Origin of the sequence: Rhodococcus sp. NPDC006774, from assembly GCF_040636045.1 — a bacterium.
GTDB lineage: Bacteria > Actinomycetota > Actinomycetes > Mycobacteriales > Mycobacteriaceae > Rhodococcoides.
Genome location: NZ_JBEYIW010000015.1, coordinates 55994 through 71936, shown reverse-complemented (window position 1 = coordinate 71936; position 15943 = coordinate 55994). Strand labels below are relative to the sequence as shown.

Annotated in this window: 18 protein-coding genes; 10 read left to right on the top strand and 8 right to left on the bottom strand. The window is 64.9% G+C overall.

Features of this window, described 5'->3' with window-relative positions:
- Nucleotides 1-5 precede the first annotated feature (5 nt).
- Nucleotides 6-497 (bottom strand): Cys-tRNA(Pro) deacylase, encoded by a 492-nt coding sequence (gene ybaK / locus ABZ677_RS20595; RefSeq protein WP_037189898.1) that lies wholly within the window; start codon nucleotides 495-497, stop codon nucleotides 6-8.
- 90 nt (nucleotides 498-587) lie between these two features.
- On the opposite strand from ybaK, the gene ABZ677_RS20590 reads away from it, so the two are divergent.
- From ABZ677_RS20590 to ABZ677_RS20575, 4 genes are all read left to right on the top strand, one after another.
- Nucleotides 588-1370 (top strand): sigma-70 family RNA polymerase sigma factor, encoded by a 783-nt coding sequence (locus ABZ677_RS20590; protein WP_094634140.1) that lies wholly within the window; start codon nucleotides 588-590, stop codon nucleotides 1368-1370.
- On the top strand, nucleotides 1367-1675 hold the full coding sequence (gene rsrA / locus ABZ677_RS20585) for a mycothiol system anti-sigma-R factor (protein WP_255137416.1): 309 nt from the start codon (nucleotides 1367-1369) through the stop codon (nucleotides 1673-1675). The genes ABZ677_RS20590 and rsrA overlap by 4 nt, the downstream gene beginning before the upstream one ends.
- A 265-nt stretch (nucleotides 1676-1940) precedes the next feature.
- On the top strand, nucleotides 1941-2156 hold the full coding sequence (locus ABZ677_RS20580) for a biotin/lipoyl-binding carrier protein (protein ID WP_037189892.1): 216 nt from the start codon (nucleotides 1941-1943) through the stop codon (nucleotides 2154-2156).
- A 21-nt stretch (nucleotides 2157-2177) separates the two neighbouring features.
- Complete coding sequence (locus tag ABZ677_RS20575) at nucleotides 2178-3656, top strand: PAS domain-containing sensor histidine kinase (protein ID WP_037189891.1); 1479 nt, start codon at nucleotides 2178-2180, stop codon at nucleotides 3654-3656.
- Nucleotides 3657-3783: 127 nt separating this feature from the next.
- Here the strand turns inward: ABZ677_RS20575 and ABZ677_RS20570 are convergent, their stop codons facing one another.
- Nucleotides 3784-4038, bottom strand: a complete 255-nt coding sequence (locus ABZ677_RS20570; protein ID WP_032366305.1) for a WhiB family transcriptional regulator — start codon at nucleotides 4036-4038, stop codon at nucleotides 3784-3786.
- Between the two features lie 265 nt (nucleotides 4039-4303).
- Entirely contained in the window at nucleotides 4304-5257 is a 954-nt protein-coding gene (locus ABZ677_RS20565) for a diacylglycerol kinase family protein (protein ID WP_094634141.1), read from the bottom strand.
- 124 nt (nucleotides 5258-5381) lie between these two features.
- Here ABZ677_RS20565 and ABZ677_RS20560 point away from each other — a divergent pair, with 124 nt between their 5' ends.
- Complete coding sequence (locus ABZ677_RS20560) at nucleotides 5382-5810, top strand: hypothetical protein (RefSeq protein ID WP_037189885.1); 429 nt, start codon at nucleotides 5382-5384, stop codon at nucleotides 5808-5810.
- A 9-nt stretch (nucleotides 5811-5819) separates the two neighbouring features.
- Here ABZ677_RS20560 and ABZ677_RS20555 read toward each other — a convergent pair whose 3' ends face one another.
- Nucleotides 5820-6296 carry a GNAT family N-acetyltransferase gene (locus tag ABZ677_RS20555; RefSeq protein ID WP_358372700.1) on the bottom strand — a complete coding sequence of 159 codons (477 nt, stop codon included), beginning with the start codon at nucleotides 6294-6296 and terminating at the stop codon, nucleotides 5820-5822.
- Nucleotides 6293-6934: an acid phosphatase gene (locus tag ABZ677_RS20550; RefSeq protein WP_052047540.1), complete on the bottom strand. Its 642-nt coding sequence runs from the start codon at nucleotides 6932-6934 to the stop codon at nucleotides 6293-6295. Before ABZ677_RS20550 ends, ABZ677_RS20555 begins: the two co-directional genes overlap by 4 nt.
- Nucleotides 6935-7127: 193 nt before the next feature.
- On the opposite strand from ABZ677_RS20550, the gene ABZ677_RS20545 reads away from it, so the two are divergent.
- Together ABZ677_RS20545 and ABZ677_RS20540 are read left to right on the top strand one after the other, a co-directional pair.
- Nucleotides 7128-8594, top strand: a complete 1467-nt coding sequence (locus ABZ677_RS20545) for a DHA2 family efflux MFS transporter permease subunit (protein ID WP_037189879.1) — start codon at nucleotides 7128-7130, stop codon at nucleotides 8592-8594.
- A 59-nt stretch (nucleotides 8595-8653) separates the two neighbouring features.
- A complete protein-coding gene (locus tag ABZ677_RS20540; RefSeq protein WP_358372696.1) occupies nucleotides 8654-9448 on the top strand; it encodes an AAA family ATPase in 795 nt (264 codons plus the stop codon).
- 21 nt (nucleotides 9449-9469) lie between these two features.
- On the opposite strand, the gene ABZ677_RS20535 is transcribed toward ABZ677_RS20540, so the two are convergent.
- Both ABZ677_RS20535 and ABZ677_RS20530 read right to left on the bottom strand, forming a co-directional pair.
- Nucleotides 9470-10723 carry a hypothetical protein gene (locus tag ABZ677_RS20535; RefSeq protein WP_358372694.1) on the bottom strand — a complete coding sequence of 418 codons (1254 nt, stop codon included), beginning with the start codon at nucleotides 10721-10723 and terminating at the stop codon, nucleotides 9470-9472.
- A 9-nt stretch (nucleotides 10724-10732) separates the two neighbouring features.
- Nucleotides 10733-12253, bottom strand: coding sequence for a DEAD/DEAH box helicase (locus ABZ677_RS20530; protein WP_230596229.1), 1521 nt, complete (start codon nucleotides 12251-12253; stop codon nucleotides 10733-10735).
- A 440-nt stretch (nucleotides 12254-12693) separates the two neighbouring features.
- On the opposite strand from ABZ677_RS20530, the gene ABZ677_RS20525 reads away from it, so the two are divergent.
- A complete protein-coding gene (locus tag ABZ677_RS20525; protein WP_037189874.1) occupies nucleotides 12694-13416 on the top strand; it encodes a ferritin-like fold-containing protein in 723 nt (240 codons plus the stop codon).
- A 129-nt stretch (nucleotides 13417-13545) separates the two neighbouring features.
- On the top strand, nucleotides 13546-13773 hold the full coding sequence (locus ABZ677_RS20520) for a DUF3107 domain-containing protein (RefSeq protein WP_032397679.1): 228 nt from the start codon (nucleotides 13546-13548) through the stop codon (nucleotides 13771-13773).
- Nucleotides 13774-13845: 72 nt separating this feature from the next.
- On the opposite strand, the gene ABZ677_RS20515 is transcribed toward ABZ677_RS20520, so the two are convergent.
- Nucleotides 13846-14499 carry a TetR/AcrR family transcriptional regulator gene (locus ABZ677_RS20515; RefSeq protein ID WP_037190243.1) on the bottom strand — a complete coding sequence of 218 codons (654 nt, stop codon included), beginning with the start codon at nucleotides 14497-14499 and terminating at the stop codon, nucleotides 13846-13848.
- Between the two features lie 396 nt (nucleotides 14500-14895).
- On the opposite strand from ABZ677_RS20515, the gene ABZ677_RS20510 reads away from it, so the two are divergent.
- Complete coding sequence (locus ABZ677_RS20510) at nucleotides 14896-15879, top strand: DUF3152 domain-containing protein (protein ID WP_358372755.1); 984 nt, start codon at nucleotides 14896-14898, stop codon at nucleotides 15877-15879.
- Nucleotides 15880-15943: the final 64 nt, after the last annotated feature.

Below are 15943 nucleotides of genomic sequence, written 5' to 3'. Positions count from 1 at the left end.
CGGGATCAGCGCGCGGCGATGGGCGCTGATGTAGCGCGTGTGAGTCGGACCAGATCGGCTGGTGCGAGTTCGATCTCCAGCCCGCGTCGACCTCCACTGCACAGAATCGTCTCGAAATCGAGGGCCGAGACGTCGATCGCGGTCGGCAGGGATTTGCGTTGGCCGAGAGGTGAGATGCCGCCGAAGACGTACCCGGAGGAGCGCTCGGCGGCAGCCCTGTCGGCCATGGTGATCTTTCGGGTGGACAGAGCGGCGGCCGCGGCCTTGAGCGAAAGCATCGCGGTCACCGGGACGATGGCCACCGCCAGCGTGCGATCCGCTCGTTCGACGACGAGAGTCTTGAAGACCTGTTCGGGACGAACGCCGAGCCTGTCGACGAGGATCTGTGCCGCCTCCTCGCCGTAGGACTGCGCCCGTGCATCGTGATCGTACGAATGCACGGTGTGGGCCACCTTTCGTGCGGTGAGCAGCGCGAGAGCGGGTGTGGACGCAGCCATTCACGGGACTCTAGCGACCCGTCGGGAACACGGCGGCGCGACGCCGTGTTGTGCAACAACAGATACGCATGCAGGCGGAAGGAATGACGAATGGCAGTGCTGACCGCGGGACGGCCCCTCGCGTTGAAGGGGGTGATCTCTTCGCAGAAGTCGACTTCGGGCGCGGTAGCCTGGGCGGTGGAAGCTATCGAAGGGATCAGCGTGACAGAAGCCAGCAATCCCGTCGCTGACGTGGACGACGAGAAGGCGATCGCGGAGCGCAGAGCTGCCGAGACCGAGGCAGAGTTGACCGAGCGCTTCGAGCGCGACGCGTTGCCGATGCTCGACCAGCTCTACGGCGCAGCTCTACGAATGACGCGTAACCCGGCCGACGCCGAGGACCTGGTTCAGGAGACGTTCGTGAAGGCCTACTCGGCGTTCCGATCGTTCCGTGAGGGCACGAACCTCAAGGCGTGGCTGTACCGAATTCTCACCAACACCTACATCAACTCCTACCGCAAGAAGCAGCGTCAGCCCGCTCAGTACCCGACCGACGAGATCAGTGACTGGCAGCTCGCCGCCACCGCCGAACACACGTCGACGGGCCTGCGTTCCGCCGAGGTCGAGGCCCTGGACGCGCTGCCGGACGACGACATCAAAGCAGCGTTGCAGTCCCTTCCCGAAGAGTTTCGGATGGCCGTGTACTACGCCGACGTCGAGGGGTTCCCGTACAAGGAGATCGCCGAGATCATGGGCACTCCCATCGGCACGGTGATGTCGCGTCTGCACCGCGGACGCAAGCAACTGCGGGGCCTGCTGGCTGGGGTCGCGCGTGAGCGAGGTTTCAACCGGGACGGCGCAGTCGACCGGCACGAGCAGGAGGTAGTCCAGTGACGGGCACCGGAAAGATCGACGGCGGAGCCGACGGCGACGCACAGTTCGAGCGCCTCGACTGCTCGGCAGTGATCGCGGACGTATGGGTGATGCTCGACAACGAATGTGACGAGGCGAGCCGGTCCCGTCTGCAGAAGCACATCGACGAATGCGGATCCTGCTTCGAGGCCTACGGAATCGAAGAGAAGGTCAAGCGGCTGATCTCGCGCAAGTGCGGGGGAGACCAGGCACCCGCCGGGCTGCGCGAACGACTCAGCGTCGAGATTCGACGGACCGTGTTGATTCGCCAGACCGACTCCGAGTAGTTACAGGTCGTACAACGACGAGGGGCCGAGAAGCAGTTGCTTCTCGGCCCCTCGCGGCTTGTGGCAAACCGTCAGCTGTTCGGACGTTTGCCGTGGTTGGCCTTGTTGCCCTTACGAGCACGCTTCTTACGTCCACGCTTTCCCATGATGGGCTCCTCTCGTTTGTTCACTACAGTCTCCCACGTGTGATTGGCTTACTGTGACGGGCCTGGTCTCCGATGGGTGTCCAGCGCAGTTCGTGGTGACGTGAGAGAGGGGTTCGCCGATGTCCGAGGACGTTCGCGCGGAGATGGTGTCGACGGTGTTTCAGGTGGTCGTGGCCCGAGGCGACGCCGTCGAAGTCGGTGACACCCTCGTGATCCTGGAATCGATGAAGATGGAAATTCCCGTGCTGGCCGAGACCTCCGGGACGGTCACGTCGGTGGACGTCGCTGTCGGCGACGTCATTCAGCAGGGCGACCTCATCGCCGTCGTCTCCTGAGCAACGGTCACGTGAGATCTCGTGTCGACCCTCAGTGACCTTCTGGCCGAACACACGGACCTCCCCGGCGTCGCGGTAGACCACCTTCAACGGGTCGTAGGCGAGTGGCAGCTGCTGGCCGACCTGTCGTTCGCCGACGTGCTGCTGTGGGTCGGCACCGACGACGTGTCCAGTGGAACCGCGGATGTGCTGTGTGTGGCCCAGTGCCGGCCGACCACCGCGCCCACGGTCTTCACTCACGACATCGTGGGAACGACGATCTCCGAATCCGAGCACCCCGACGTGATGGTCGCGCTGCAGCAGCGGGAAATCGTGCACGGAGGAGTGGTGACGCGGACCGAGAGCATTCCGGTGCGCTGCGGAGAGCACGTCATCGCGGTGCTGACCCGCGACACCAATCCCGCCCAGCTGCGACCGCCGAGCGCGCTCGAGGTGGCGTATCGAGAATGTGCCGACGACCTGTGTCTGATGATCAGTGAGGGGACCTTTCCCACCCCGGAGGAGCGCACCGATGTGAACTCGTCCCCGCGGGCAGGCGACGGATTCATCCGCGTCGACACCGAGGGCCGGGTGGACTACGCCAGTCCCAATGCGCTCTCGGCGTACCACCGGATGGGGTTGACGACGGAGTTGTCCGGTCGAGATCTGGCCTCGGTCACCCGGTCTCTGGTCACGGACCCTTTCGACTCACAGGAGGTGTCCGACCACATCAGGTCGTCGCTCAGCGGCAACGTGGGCCACCGGATGGAGGTCGACGCACGTGGTGCCACCGTTCTGGTGCGCACGCTGGCTCTGCAGCCCCGGGGGAGGTCGGCCGGTGCGGCAGTGCTGATCCGCGATGTCACCGAGGTGAAGCGACGCGATCGTGCTCTGCTCAGCAAGGATGCGACGATCCGGGAGATCCATCATCGAGTGAAGAACAACCTGCAGACGGTGGCGGCATTGTTGCGCTTGCAGTCGCGGCGACTCGAGAACGAGGAAGCGCGGACGGCGTTGTCCGAGTCGGTCCGTCGGGTGACGTCCATTGCACTCGTGCACGAAATGCTGTCGATGTCGGTGGACGAGGAAGTGGACCTCGACGAGATCGTCGATCGTCTGGTGCCGATCATGTTGGACGTAGCGACGGTCAATCCGCGGGTTCGAGTGGTGCGCGAGGGCAAACTCGGAGTGTTCTCGGCCGAACGGGCGACGCCCTTGGTGATGGTCCTCACCGAGCTGGTGCAGAACGCGATGGAGCATGGATTCGACGCCGGGTCGGCCGGTGTCGTCCGAATCGGAGCCGACCGGTCCGCGAAGTGGCTGGACGTGGTCATCCACGACGACGGGCGTGGGTTGCCCCCAGGGTTCTCCTTGGAACGCTCGGAGGGTCTCGGGCTGCAGATCGTGCGCACGCTCGTGTCGGTGGAACTGAACGGATCGCTCGGTCTGCATCCGTCGGCGGGTGGTGGAACCGACGCGATGTTGAGGGTTCCTCTGGGACGGCGTGTGCCGAGGCCTTGATGCACGTTCTGTGAACAGTGCGTAACGCGCTCGGCGACGGCCCGCGGAACGTAGAAGGTCCGAGGAACGCAGAAGGCCCGGTATCCGCTGGTGGATACCGGGCCCTGCTGATTGCTGCGTAAGCGTCCTAGACGGAGCTGCGTGCGCGCGTACGTGCGTTGCGTCGCTTGAGTGCACGGCGCTCGTCTTCACTCATTGCGCCCCATACTCCTGCATCCTGGCCGGATTCGAGTGCCCAGGACAGGCATTCAGCGGTGACGGGGCACCGAGTACAGACGACTTTGGCATCGGCGATCTGCGCGAGCGCCGGACCACTGTTTCCCACCGGGAAAAATAGTTCCGGATCTTCATCGCGACAAATAGCCTTGTGGCGCCAGTCCATCCTCTGCTCCTTACCGGGCGCCGAAGCGCCGTTTCGTTTCTCTTCTGTTCACGAGTGGGTAACCAATGTTTCCGCACTGTTGCTTGTGAATGCTTTCACGAACTCAGGTGAAGTCAAGGGGTACGCGCGTGACCGTGGTCAAGCTCACTCTGTTAGGCTCGCTTTAGCCTTCTGCGCTCCTTTGTACCCCGAGTGAGCAGATTTCGCTCGTGATTTCACAGAAAGTGCGCTCTGCGTCGCAGTAGGGGCTCTATGTCTGCCACCCTCACATGCTCGGCGCAACCACTTCCAGAGCGTCGGGAGTGGAGAAGAACTCGGCCTCGGTGCGTTCGCCCAAGTAGTCCCCGTCCATCTGCAGGCCGACCGGCTCTGTCGAGGAGATTCTGACACTCGGCACATCGTCGATTCGAATCAGCTTGCGAGACTTCGGTTCTGCACCCTTCGCAAGCAACTGGCGAGACACCCGCAAGGTAGGGAACAACGCAGTCGAGCGCATGCCGAACACTCCCAGACCCGAATCGAAACCGGTACCCGGATTGGTGTGCACCGGCCTGGCGTTCAAATACGTCCACGGACTCGAATTCGACACGAACGCATAATGCACACCCTCGAACGGATCCTGACCCGGAACCTCTACCGTCAACCGAGCCGGCCGCCGCTTGTGTTTGAAGAACTCCTGCACCGCCGACCGCAGATAGCGCGTCGCGGACACCGGCTTGCCATCCTTACGACTGGCATCGATCGCCCGACACACGTCGGCATCCAGACCCATGCCCGCATTGAACGTGAACCAACGATTGTCGCAGTGCCCCAACCCGATCGTCCGTCGCGCCCGCGCATCGAGCAGCCCGATCAACTGATTCGTCGCCGCCACCGGATCCGCCTCGATACCGAGCGAACGAGCGAACACATTCGCACTACCGCCGGGAACGACCGCGATCGGCGGAATCGCACCGATCGTCACAGCCTGCATCGAGGTCGGCAACGGCACCCCGAGCAAACCGTTGATCACCTCGTTGACCGTCCCGTCACCACCGTGAACGATCACCAGGCCCATCCCGTCCTCACGGGCACCCCGAGCAAGCTCCGACGCATGATCACGATGGGTCGTCTGCGCAACGGTCACCCGCACCCGGCTCGACAACGCATGAGCCAACAGATCCCGAGCCGCAGCCGTCGTAGAAGTCGCATTGGGATTGACGATCAGCAGCGCACGCACGAGGACTGACACTAACCGGGTCGTTCCGCAGGCTCCACTCCGGTCACCTGGGTCGTTCCGCAGGCTTCACTCCCGGCCCAGGGTCGTTCCGCGGGCTTCACTCCCGGTTGCCTAGGCTGGTCGCGTGTCCACCTCACCCGAGAACCTCACCCCGCCGGCCACGTTTCGATCCGCCGGGGCGCTCGTCGCAGCGCAGGGCGCGGCGTCGTTGGTGGCCGCGATCGTCCTGCTCGTCCGAGCGTTCTCCGGAGAAGGGGACAACGCCGTGGCCAACGGGTACGGCACCGCGGGGTGGTTCGGCGTCCTGGGCATCGGAGTCGGGGCGGCAGGCGTGGCCCTCTTCCTCGGAAAACGCTGGGGACGATCCATCGCCACCGTCGTACAGCTCCTGCTGCTGCCCGTCGTGTGGTCGCTGTTGACCGGATCGCATCAGACCGTCTACGGCGTCGCCCTCGGAGTCGTGGTCGTCGGCGTGCTCGTGTTGCTGTTCAGTCCGCCGTCCTCCCGGTGGATGGCCGCCGAGTACAGCGACGTCGACGACGACCTCCGGTGACGTAGTCGTTCAACGCGCCTGAATCGCCAGGTCGGCCAATGCATCCTCGGTCAGGCGGAACGTGGTCCACTCGTCCTGTGGCTCTGCCCCGAGCGATCGGTAGAAGCCGATCGACGGAGTGTTCCAGTCCAGAACCGACCAGGCCAACCGCGTGTACCCCCGATCGACGCACTCGGCGGCCAACGCGGCGAGCAGGGCGGTTCCGAAGCCTCCTCCTCGCGCAGCGGGCTGCACGTAGAGATCCTCCAGATAGATTCCGTTGACTCCGTCCCACGTGGAGAAGTTCAAGAACCACAGCGCGCACCCCACCACCGTCCTCTCGTGCTCGGCGACGTGCGCGAACACGGACGGCTGAGCTCCGAACAGCGCAGAGCGAAGCTGCTCGTCTCGGACGGTGCACAGCGAGGACGACTTCTCGTAGGCGGCGAGCTCGTGCACGAGAGCGGTGATGGCGGGAACATCGGCCTCGGTGGCGCGGCGAATCATCGTGGATTTCCTTTCGGTGCCGTGGCAGCGGTGAGAATCGAAGGGTGCACGTTGTGCGCGACGAGCTGGCGAAACGAATGCTCGAATCCCAGCAACGAGTACGCGGCGGGCGAGAGGGCGAAGCGCTTGCCCTCGGTGATGGGGGCCTCGGTCCAGCCGGCGATCAGTGCACGCGAGAAGTGGCCGTGGCCGACCAGTACGACGTCGCGGCCGCTCAACAACGGCAGGACGACCGAGAGCACCAGTTCGACGCGCACGGCGATGTCGCCGATGGACTCACCACCCGGACACGGATGAGTCCAGACGGTCCAATGCGGCACCGTCTCGTGGATCTGCGTCGACGTGATGCCCTCGTAGTCGCCGTAGTCCCACTCCGACAACGAATCCCACGTTCGATCGACCTGCAGGCCCGCGAGCTCGGCTGTTCGACGGGCGCGCTCGCGCGGACTGGTGATCACCAAGGGATCGCGCAGGTTCAGTAGTCGGAGGAGCGATCCGGCCTCGACGGCCTGTTGCTCGCCGGTACTCGTGAGAGGAACGTCGGTGTTGCCGGTGTGCTTACCGGCCAGCGCCCATTCGGTCTCGCCGTGTCGGAGTAGAACGACTCTGCCTGCCTCGACGCCGCCGTGTGTGGTCATCCAACGATCATGCCTGCCGTACGGATGTGGCCCTTGTCATAGGTGGTCTGCGGATGTGTCCGATTTGTCGATTGAGTACAGACCTACCGGCCGGTTACATTCGTCTCGAATCTTCCCCCTCTCGGGCGACGCAGCACTGCCCGTCGTGCGCCCCGGCCTACCTCACAGCTCCTTCTCATCGACCTGGAGAACCATGACCGACCTGCAGAAGCCCGCGTCGTCCGATGCACCGGAGAAGCTCGACGGCGCATTGTTGAAGATCGCCGGGGTGGTTGTGCTCGGGGCCATCATGTCCATACTCGACGTGACCGTCGTCAGCGTCGCGCTCCGAACGTTCACCGACGTCTTCGACACCACCTACGCCAACGCCGCATGGACGATGACGGGCTACACGCTCGCCCTGGCCACCGTCATACCGCTGACCGGGTGGGCTGCCGATCGGTTCGGAACCAAGCGCCTCTACATCACTGCGTTGGTGCTGTTCGTTCTCGGTTCGGTGCTGTGCAGCTTCGCCTGGGACATCACGTCGCTCATCGTCTTCCGAGTGCTGCAGGGACTCGGCGGTGGCATGTTGATGCCACTGGGCATGACGATCATGACGCGCGCCGCCGGCCCGGAGCGGATCGGGCGCGTGATGGCCGTGCTGGGTGTACCGATGCTCATCGGGCCGATCGCAGGGCCCATCCTGGGCGGCTGGCTGATCGAGGCAGCGAGCTGGCACTGGATCTTCCTCATCAACCTGCCGATCGGCATCCTCGCCCTGATCGCGGCCGTGATGATCTTCCCCAAGGACAACCCGACTCCGTCCGAGTCCTTCGATTTTCGCGGCATGCTGATGCTCTCGCCAGGCCTGGCGCTGTTCCTCTACGGCGCGTCCTCGGTCGTCGAAACCGAAACCGTTCTCGCGGTCAAGGTGCTGGTCCCGGTCATCGTCGGGCTCGTGCTGATCGTCCTGTTCGTATTCCATGCCCTGCGCGTGCAGCATCCCCTGATCGATCTACGGCTGTTCGGGAACAGATCGCTCACCGTGGCCGTGATCACCACGACGCTCTTCATGGTCGCCTTCATGGGCGCGGGTCTGCTGTTCCCGAGCTATTTCCTGCTTCGCGGCGAAACGACGTTGACCGCCGGGCTGCTGCTCGCACCACAGGGCATCGGCGCGATGATCGCGATGCCGATCGCCGGAGTGATCGCCGACAAGTTCGGTCCCGGCAGGATCGTGCTGGTGGGCATGGTGTTCATCACCGCAGGAATGGCGGTGTTCACGCAGGTCGGCACCGACACCTCCTACTCACTGCTCATCGGCGCACTGTTCGTCATGGGACTGGGCCTCGGTTCGACGATGATGCCCATCATGACGGCTGCTCTGCAGACGTTGACCGACGAGACGGTTGCACGCGGCTCGACGTTGATGAACATCGTCCAGCAAGCAGCCGGGTCGATCGGTACTGCGCTGATGTCGGTGGTGCTGACCGCTCAGCAAAAGCCCGCACTGACCGCGACCAGCCAGGTCGAGGCCTTCGACATCTCGGCGAGGGCCTTCGGCACCACCTTCATGGTTGCGTTGGTTCTGATCGTCCTCACGTTCGTTCCCGCCTTCTTCCTGCCCCGAACGAAGCACGTGACCGAGCGGTCCGCGGCACCGATCGCGCTGCACTGACGCGCCCGAGAGATGCCGAACCCTCGCTCATCGGCTCGATGTAGGCAAGGATCAGGGCCGTGACGACAATTCTCGCGGTAGCGAATCAGAAGGGCGGCGTCGCCAAGACCACCACGGTGGCTTCGCTCGCGGCTGCGCTGCATGCTCTCGATCGACGAGTCCTGGTGGTCGACCTCGATCCGCAGGGCTGTCTGACGTTCTCGCTCGGACACAACCCGGACAAGCTCGATTCCTCGGTCCACGAAGTGCTGACCGGGGATGCCAAGGTCGAGGACGTACTGATCGAGACCGCGGAAGGAATCGTGCTGCTGCCGGCGACGATCGATCTCGCCGGCGCGGAAGCGTTGCTGCTGATGCGTGCGGGTCGCGAATTCGCACTCAAGCGGGCGCTCGCACCGATCCTCGAGGATTTCGATGTCGTCGTCATCGATTGTCCGCCGTCGCTGGGAGTGCTGACCCTCAACGGCCTCACCGCCGCACAGTCGGTGCTCGTGCCTCTGCAATGCGAGACTCTCGCGCATCGCGGGGTCGGGCAGCTGTTGCGAACGGTGTCCGAGGTACAACAGATCACCAACCCCGATCTGGCGTTGCTCGGTGCCCTTCCCACACTGTTCGACGCCCGCACCACGCACAGCAGGGATGTGCTCGGCGATGTCTCGGACCGCTATTCGATGCCGGTTCTCGCGCCGTCGATTCCGCGAACCGTACGCTTCGCCGAGGCCAGTGCATCGGGCGCGACGGTACTCTCGGGCCGAAAGAACAAGGGCGCGCAGGCCTATCGAGAACTCGCCGAGAATCTGTTGGCGTACTGGGACGGCGGAGCCGATCTCAAGACCTACGATCCGGCGGAGTAGACCGAGGCCCGTGCCGGCGTGTCAGCCGAGAGCGACCACGTCGGAACCGCGTTGCTCGACGACCACATCACCGATCACCGACATCTGTATCGGTCCGTCGTAGTCGCCTCGGTCGACCGGAATGTGGGCCGTCGAGGCGCCGGTGGCGAGATCGACCACCGAGATGCCGTCGGGCACGGGTACGAGGAGTCGGCCGGCCATGACCGCTCCACTTCCGAGCGCTCCGGGGACGGTCCACAGAGGACCGAGACCGTTGGCATCGAACGCCTGGACCCCGGCACCGGTGAACCAGGTGAGCACCGAACCTGCCTTCGTCGCAGGCACATTCGGAGAGTCTCGGGTAGGGGAGGAGACGACCGGGAGAATGAATTCGGATATCTTCGCGGCCGTGTCGTCGTAGAGTCCCACCCGGTCGGGCGCGCCGTTCTCCGCTGGGATGTACAGCGCGACGATGTTGCCCGTGATCGCGATGATCCGCCCGGCAGTCGGCGCGTCGGGTCCGGGAACGAGTTCCGGTACCACCGTCGACCCGTACTCCTCGGGTTCGCTCGCGTCCTTGGGTGCTGGATTGATCAGTGACAATCGGGCAGCAGTCTCTCCCGGGCACTGTTCCAGTACGGCCGTCCGTGCGTTCGTGGACGCCGAGGACAGCAGCGTGCACCCGGTTCTGGGCTGACTGCCCGGATTGACCGGGGCATCGACGCGACCGTATTCGAGGGTGCGAACCATGTCCGACCGCCACAGCTCCATGCGGGTGTCGCCCCTCGACGTCACGTACGTGCCATCGGAGGACAGTCGGATCGCATCGTCGGCGTCGGATGTGCGTTGTGCCTTGCGTTCTCCGGTTGCTCCGTCGAGTTCGGTCACCTGAGAGCAGCCGCGGTCGTCGCGGTAGACCGCGACTGCGGTGTTCCACGACGCGACCACCGAGCAGAGCGGGAGATCGCGTGTGTACGACCAGGATTGCTCACCGGACCGTGGATCGCGGCCGAGGACGGAGCCCCCGTCCGCAGTCACCACCGTGGATCCGGTGACGACAGGAAGCGGGGTTCGCGTCGAATCCGTTGCTGCGCTCGGCGCGCGCCACAATTCGGTGAACGCCGTAGGCACCGCGGCTGCGGGTTCGGCCTGAGGCAGTGGCTCGTCGGCCGGCATCGATGTAGTTCCGCGAGCATCACCGGTGAACCACGCGATGCTCGCGGCAACCACCACGACCACTGCGATGACGGCGGCGACGACGAGGTCGGTTCTCGTCCGACGTTCTGGAGCCAGCACGGCGGGAGATTACTCCGATGCGCTCGCAGTCGACGGTCCGGCATCGGCGGACGATCCACTGGGGCGACGACGCCTGCGGCGGCGCGGAGCAGTCTTCGTCACCGTGCCTGTGGACCCCGCATCCGACGTATCCGATTGCTCGGCAACCGAATTCGCGGCTGGTGCGGAATCGGCCGATGCGACGGAGGTGGCGGCTGCGTTGTCGCCGTCCTGACCTGCGCGGGTGCGACGGCGACTGCGCGAGCGGCGCGGCTTGGTCGCCGTCGACGCGTCGGCCGCAGGCGCTGCTGTCGCCTCGCCGTCTTCGTCCGTCTTCTCCGGGGCGCGCGAGGGTGCCTTGCGTACGGTGCCGGTGGCGTCGGTGGCGATACCGAGGTCGGTGAACAGATGCGGTGAGCTCGAGTAGGTCTCGACAGGATCCGGCATGCCGAGATCGAGAGCCTTGTCGATCAGCTGCCAACGGGGGATGTCGTCCCAGTCGACCAGAGTGACCGCGATGCCGGTGCGTCCTGCACGGCCGGTGCGGCCGATGCGGTGCACGTAGGTCTTCTCGTCCTCGGGGCACTGGTAGTTGATGACGTGGGTGACGTCGTCGATGTCGATACCGCGTGCTGCGACGTCGGTCGCCACCAGAACGTCGATCTTGCCCGTTCGGAACGACTTGAGGGCTTTCTCACGCTGGACCTGGCCGAGGTCACCGTGCACGGCACCGACCGAATATCCGCGCTCGGCCAATTCGTCGGCGACCTTCTGGGCGGTGCGCTTGGTGCGGGTGAACACCATCGTCGCGCCGCGACCCTCGGCCTTGAGGACCTTGGCGACCATCTCGACCTTGTCCAGGGCGTGGGCCCGGTAGACGTGCTGGGCGGTGCGGTCGTGGACGGCCGAGGACTCGGCCTCTTCGGCGCGGATGTGCGTCGGCTGCGTCAGGAACGTCCGGGCGAGGGTGATGATCGGACCCGGCATCGTGGCCGAGAAGAGCATCGTCTGACGCTTGTCGGGCACCATGCCGAGGATGCGTTCGATGTCGGGGAGGAACCCGAGGTCGAGCATCTCGTCGGCCTCGTCGAGAACCAGGACCCCGACCTTGCCGAGGATCAGGTGGTTCTGCTTGGCGAGGTCGAGCAGACGGCCCGGGGTACCGACGACGACGTCGACGCCGTTCTGCAGCGCGCTGATCTGCGCCTCGTACGGACGGCCACCGTAGATGGAGAGCACCTTGACGGGGCCGTTCGCGCCGCTGAGGTACTTGGACGCGTTCTCGAGGTCGGAGCTGACCTGAACGCACAGTTCACGGGTCGGCACGATCACCAGGGCGCGGGGGGTGCCGTCGAGCGGGGAGGTGCCGGAGTTGTCCGTGGCGAGTCGGTGCAGCAGGGGAACACCGAAGCCGAACGTCTTGCCCATTCCGGTGCGTGCCTGACCGATGAGGTCGTCGCCCGCGATGGCGAGTGGCAGCGTCAACTCCTGGATGGCGAACGTGCGCTCGATTCCCATCTCGGAGAGCGCGCGAACGATGGAGGGATCCACGTTCAGCTCGGCGAAAGTGGGGGGTACGTGCGTGTCGTCCAGCTGCGCCGACAGCGTGGTGTCGCCGGTGTCGGACTCTTGGTCGATGACTATCTTGCTCAGGGGACTGGCCTTCCTCGTGGTCGAACGTGCGCACGAGGAAGGGCATAGGCCTATTGCCGGCCGAAGTCGATGCCCTCGATCCGATGTGATGTCGCCGTCAGCCTCAGCGCGGCCGCGAACTGCGATGTCCGCTGCGGCGAAGCTGTCGAGGCGACCCGGATCAGGTGCGCACACATTATCGATGACCGTCGCGTGATTCTTCGGTCCGTTTCATCGGTCCGCGAGCGACGATCGAGCACCATGGTAGCTTGCCGAACGGATTTCTCCATTGTCGGCAGGTCACGGCGGGTCCGGCGCGCGCCGAGACGAGGCGTCGGGCACGGGACTACGATTGCCGCATGGGAGCCCATTCGTCGGAGCCGTCGTCCTCTGTTTCACCCACCACGCTCATCGAGTCGGACCGAGTCGAGCCGGCGATCGCGCACGATCACCCCGGTATCCCGGATCTGTTCGCGGTGCTCGCATACGGCGAGATATCTGCGTTCTATCGCCTGGCGGACGACGCTCGGATGGCTCCGTCCATGGAGGGGCGTGTCGCGCTCGCGAGCATGGCGGCTGCAGAGATGAGCCACTTCGAGACCTTGCAGAAGGCCTTGTCGGACCGCGGTCTCGACGTCTACGCCTCGATGGATCCGTTCGTTCGCGCCCTGGACGAGTACCACGAGTCGACGACTCCGTCGACGTGGTTGGAGTCACTGGTCAAGGCATACGTGGGAGACGGCATCGCGGCCGATTTCTACCGGCAGATCGCGCACAGTCTCGACCCCGACGTGGCCGAGATCGTTCGCGACGTGCTTGCCGAGACCGGGCACTCGGAGTTCGTGGTGCACGAGGTGTCAGACCGGGTTCGCGCGAGCTCGCAGGAGAAGGCGCGCCTGATGCTGTGGGGTCGTCGTCTGCTCGGCGAGGCCATCACCCAGGCGCAGTTCGTGCTCGCGCGCCGCGAGTCACTGACCGATCTCGTCATCACCGCGTCGGGAGACCTCAACGGTGTCGTCGCACTGTTCGACCGCATGCAGGAACAGCACGCGGAACGGATGTCCTCACTCGGACTGGACTGACCGCTGTGGCCGGTGTTCGCCGGCAGCACAGGGCGGTGTTCGCTGACAGCACAGGGCGTCGGGCGTCTGGTTCGACGCCGCTGCACTAGCCTGGCGTGAGCAGAGTTGTCGAGAGTTCGGAGGTTGACCGTGGAGGTCAAGATCGGTGTTTCGGAGAGTTCCCGTGAGCTCGTCGTGAACAGCACGCAGTCCCCGGCCGAGGTCGAAGCGCTCGTATCGACCGCCTTCGCCGGTAAGGACGGAGTGCTGTCGTTGGAGGACGAGAAGGGACGCAAGTTCTTGATCCAGGCTTCCAAGGTGTCGTACGTCGAGATCGGTCCGTCCGATGCTCGGAAGGTCGGATTCGCGACCGCCTGAGACTGCTCGGTACGCACGACACGCCCCTCACTCGAATCGAGTGAGGGGCGTGTTGCGTTCGTGGGTCGGTATCTACGGTGACTGCAGGGGCACGTGTGACAGACCGCCCCAGGCCAGTGACACCGTGGTGTCGACGGCGTCTTCCTTGGAAATCGGCCGGTCGGCCTCGAGCCAGTACCGAGCGGTGAACTGGCTTGCACCGACCAGACCGACGGCCAGCACGCGGGCCCGGTAGGGATCGAGTCCGGAGTCGTGGGCAACCAGGTCGAAGACGGCGTCGACACACGCTTCGGTTGCCTGCTCGACGCGAGAGTTGACCTGCGGGTCGCCCATCAGATCGGACTCGAAGACCAGGCGGAATCCCTGAGTGTCGGTGTCGACGAAGTCGTAGAACGCCAGCACCGCAGCACGAACGCGCTGCCGATTGTCCGTGGTCGAGCGCAGGGCCTGGCGTACTCCTGCGATCAGGGTGTCCACGTAGCTCTGCAGCACCGCCAGGTACAGCTCGAGCTTTCCGGGGAAGTGCTGGTACAGGACCGGCTTGCTGACGCCCGCGCATTCGGCGATCTCGTCCATTCCGGACGCGTGATATCCGCGGGTCACGAATATTTCGCTCGCAGCAGCGAGCAGTTGCGCCCGACGGGCATCGCGCGGCAACCGTGCGCTGCGGCGATTACCGGTGGTGGCCGGCCGGTCGGAAGACCGCCGGTCGTCGAGATCTGTCATGAATTCTGTTCCCATCCGCGTCGACAACTGCGCTCGTCTTGGTTCGACAACGAACTGTCCGGCATGAACTTCCGGCGGGTGGCCGTCGGTTCGGACCGCTCGTAGCGCAGATCACGGGCAACGATACGCGTGGCTGCCTTCACTCACGGGATCCTGGGGGACCGTTGCGGAAAGTGGGCAATACCGGATCACGTCGAGCGGTTTGTTCGTACGATGTTTTCGTACCTGAAACCCGATAGTTCCCGTCCCGGTATCGGCGTGCCGAGCGGCGGGCGGTGAGGATTGTGAGATCGTGAGCGAGTGACTGACCGAGGCGGGCCGCGTATCCGCGGTGGTGTGCAGTCGGGCGGCGTCGACGAGGGGTACGACGATCGGTCGGACGATTACCCACGCACCGTGGGAAGTCGCGGGTCGCATCAACCGCTCCGCGCTCAGTGGGACCCGACACAACGCGAGGTCAAGCAGCGCAGTCGTCGTCCGGAACGCGACGTCAAGAAGCAGAGCAAGCTCGGAAAGTTCGCGTCCACCTACGGATGGCGGGCGTACGCGGTGCCGATTCTGATCGTGGTGACCGCACTCGTCGTCTTCGATGCCGTGCGCACCGGTGACCCCGTCACCGGCACTGTCGCGCAGTCCACCAACGCCGATCCCGGATTCGGCACCTTGAGTTCGGATACGACGTCGGGCACCGGAATCATCGGCGTGCCGCCACAGGCCGACGGCAATTTCGCGGCGTCGATCTCGTCGGGTGAGCTGCCCGACGGTGGTCCGTTCGCAGTGCAGGGAGCCGGAACGTGGCACACCGTGCCTGGCACCACCGAGCAGGTGGGGCAGGGGACCGAGCGGGTGTTCACCTTCACGGTCGAGGTCGAGGACGGCGTGGACACGGTCGGGTTCGGCGGCGACGAGTCGTTCGGCCGCTTGGTGGATCAGACCCTCGCCAACCCCAAGAGTTGGACGAACGACCCACGGTTCGGATTCCGTCGAATCGATCAGGGCGATCCCGACTTCAGGATCTCGCTGACGTCGCAGATGTCGATCCGGCAGGCCTGTGGCTACGACATCCAACTCGAGGTCTCCTGCTACAACCCCGGCATCGAGCGAGTGGTGCTGAACGAGCCGAGATGGGTGCGCGGGGCGATCTCGTTCCAGGGCGACATCGGCTCGTACCGCCAGTACCAGATCAATCACGAGGTCGGCCACGCGATCGGTTACCAACAGCACCAGCCGTGCGAGACCGACGGCGGGCTCGCCCCGGTGATGATGCAGCAGACGTTCGGGACGTCCAACGACGACATCGCGCGACTGGACCCGGCGGGCGTCGTGCCCATGGACGGCAAGACGTGCCGATTCAATCCGTGGCCCTACCCGCGAGGCTGATCGGCCGAGTGTCGGACGGGCTGAGTTAGATTCGAACGTGGCGATCGGGTCACCGGCCGCCGTG

Excerpts from the sequence above, each read along its gene's own strand:
- ybaK (WP_037189898.1), bottom strand. The coding sequence starts at position 497 with ATGGCTGCGTCCACACCCGCTCTCGCGCTGCTCACCGCACGAAAGGTG.
- ABZ677_RS20590 (WP_094634140.1), top strand. The coding sequence starts at position 588 with ATGGCAGTGCTGACCGCGGGACGGCCCCTCGCGTTGAAGGGGGTGATC.
- ABZ677_RS20580 (WP_037189892.1), top strand. The coding sequence starts at position 1,941 with ATGTCCGAGGACGTTCGCGCGGAGATGGTGTCGACGGTGTTTCAGGTG.
- ABZ677_RS20570 (WP_032366305.1), bottom strand. The coding sequence starts at position 4,038 with ATGGACTGGCGCCACAAGGCTATTTGTCGCGATGAAGATCCGGAACTA.
- ABZ677_RS20555 (WP_358372700.1), bottom strand. The coding sequence starts at position 6,296 with ATGATTCGCCGCGCCACCGAGGCCGATGTTCCCGCCATCACCGCTCTC.
- ABZ677_RS20550 (WP_052047540.1), bottom strand. The coding sequence starts at position 6,934 with ATGACCACACACGGCGGCGTCGAGGCAGGCAGAGTCGTTCTACTCCGA.
- ABZ677_RS20545 (WP_037189879.1), top strand. The coding sequence starts at position 7,128 with ATGACCGACCTGCAGAAGCCCGCGTCGTCCGATGCACCGGAGAAGCTC.
- ABZ677_RS20525 (WP_037189874.1), top strand. The coding sequence starts at position 12,694 with ATGGGAGCCCATTCGTCGGAGCCGTCGTCCTCTGTTTCACCCACCACG.
- ABZ677_RS20515 (WP_037190243.1), bottom strand. The coding sequence starts at position 14,499 with ATGACAGATCTCGACGACCGGCGGTCTTCCGACCGGCCGGCCACCACC.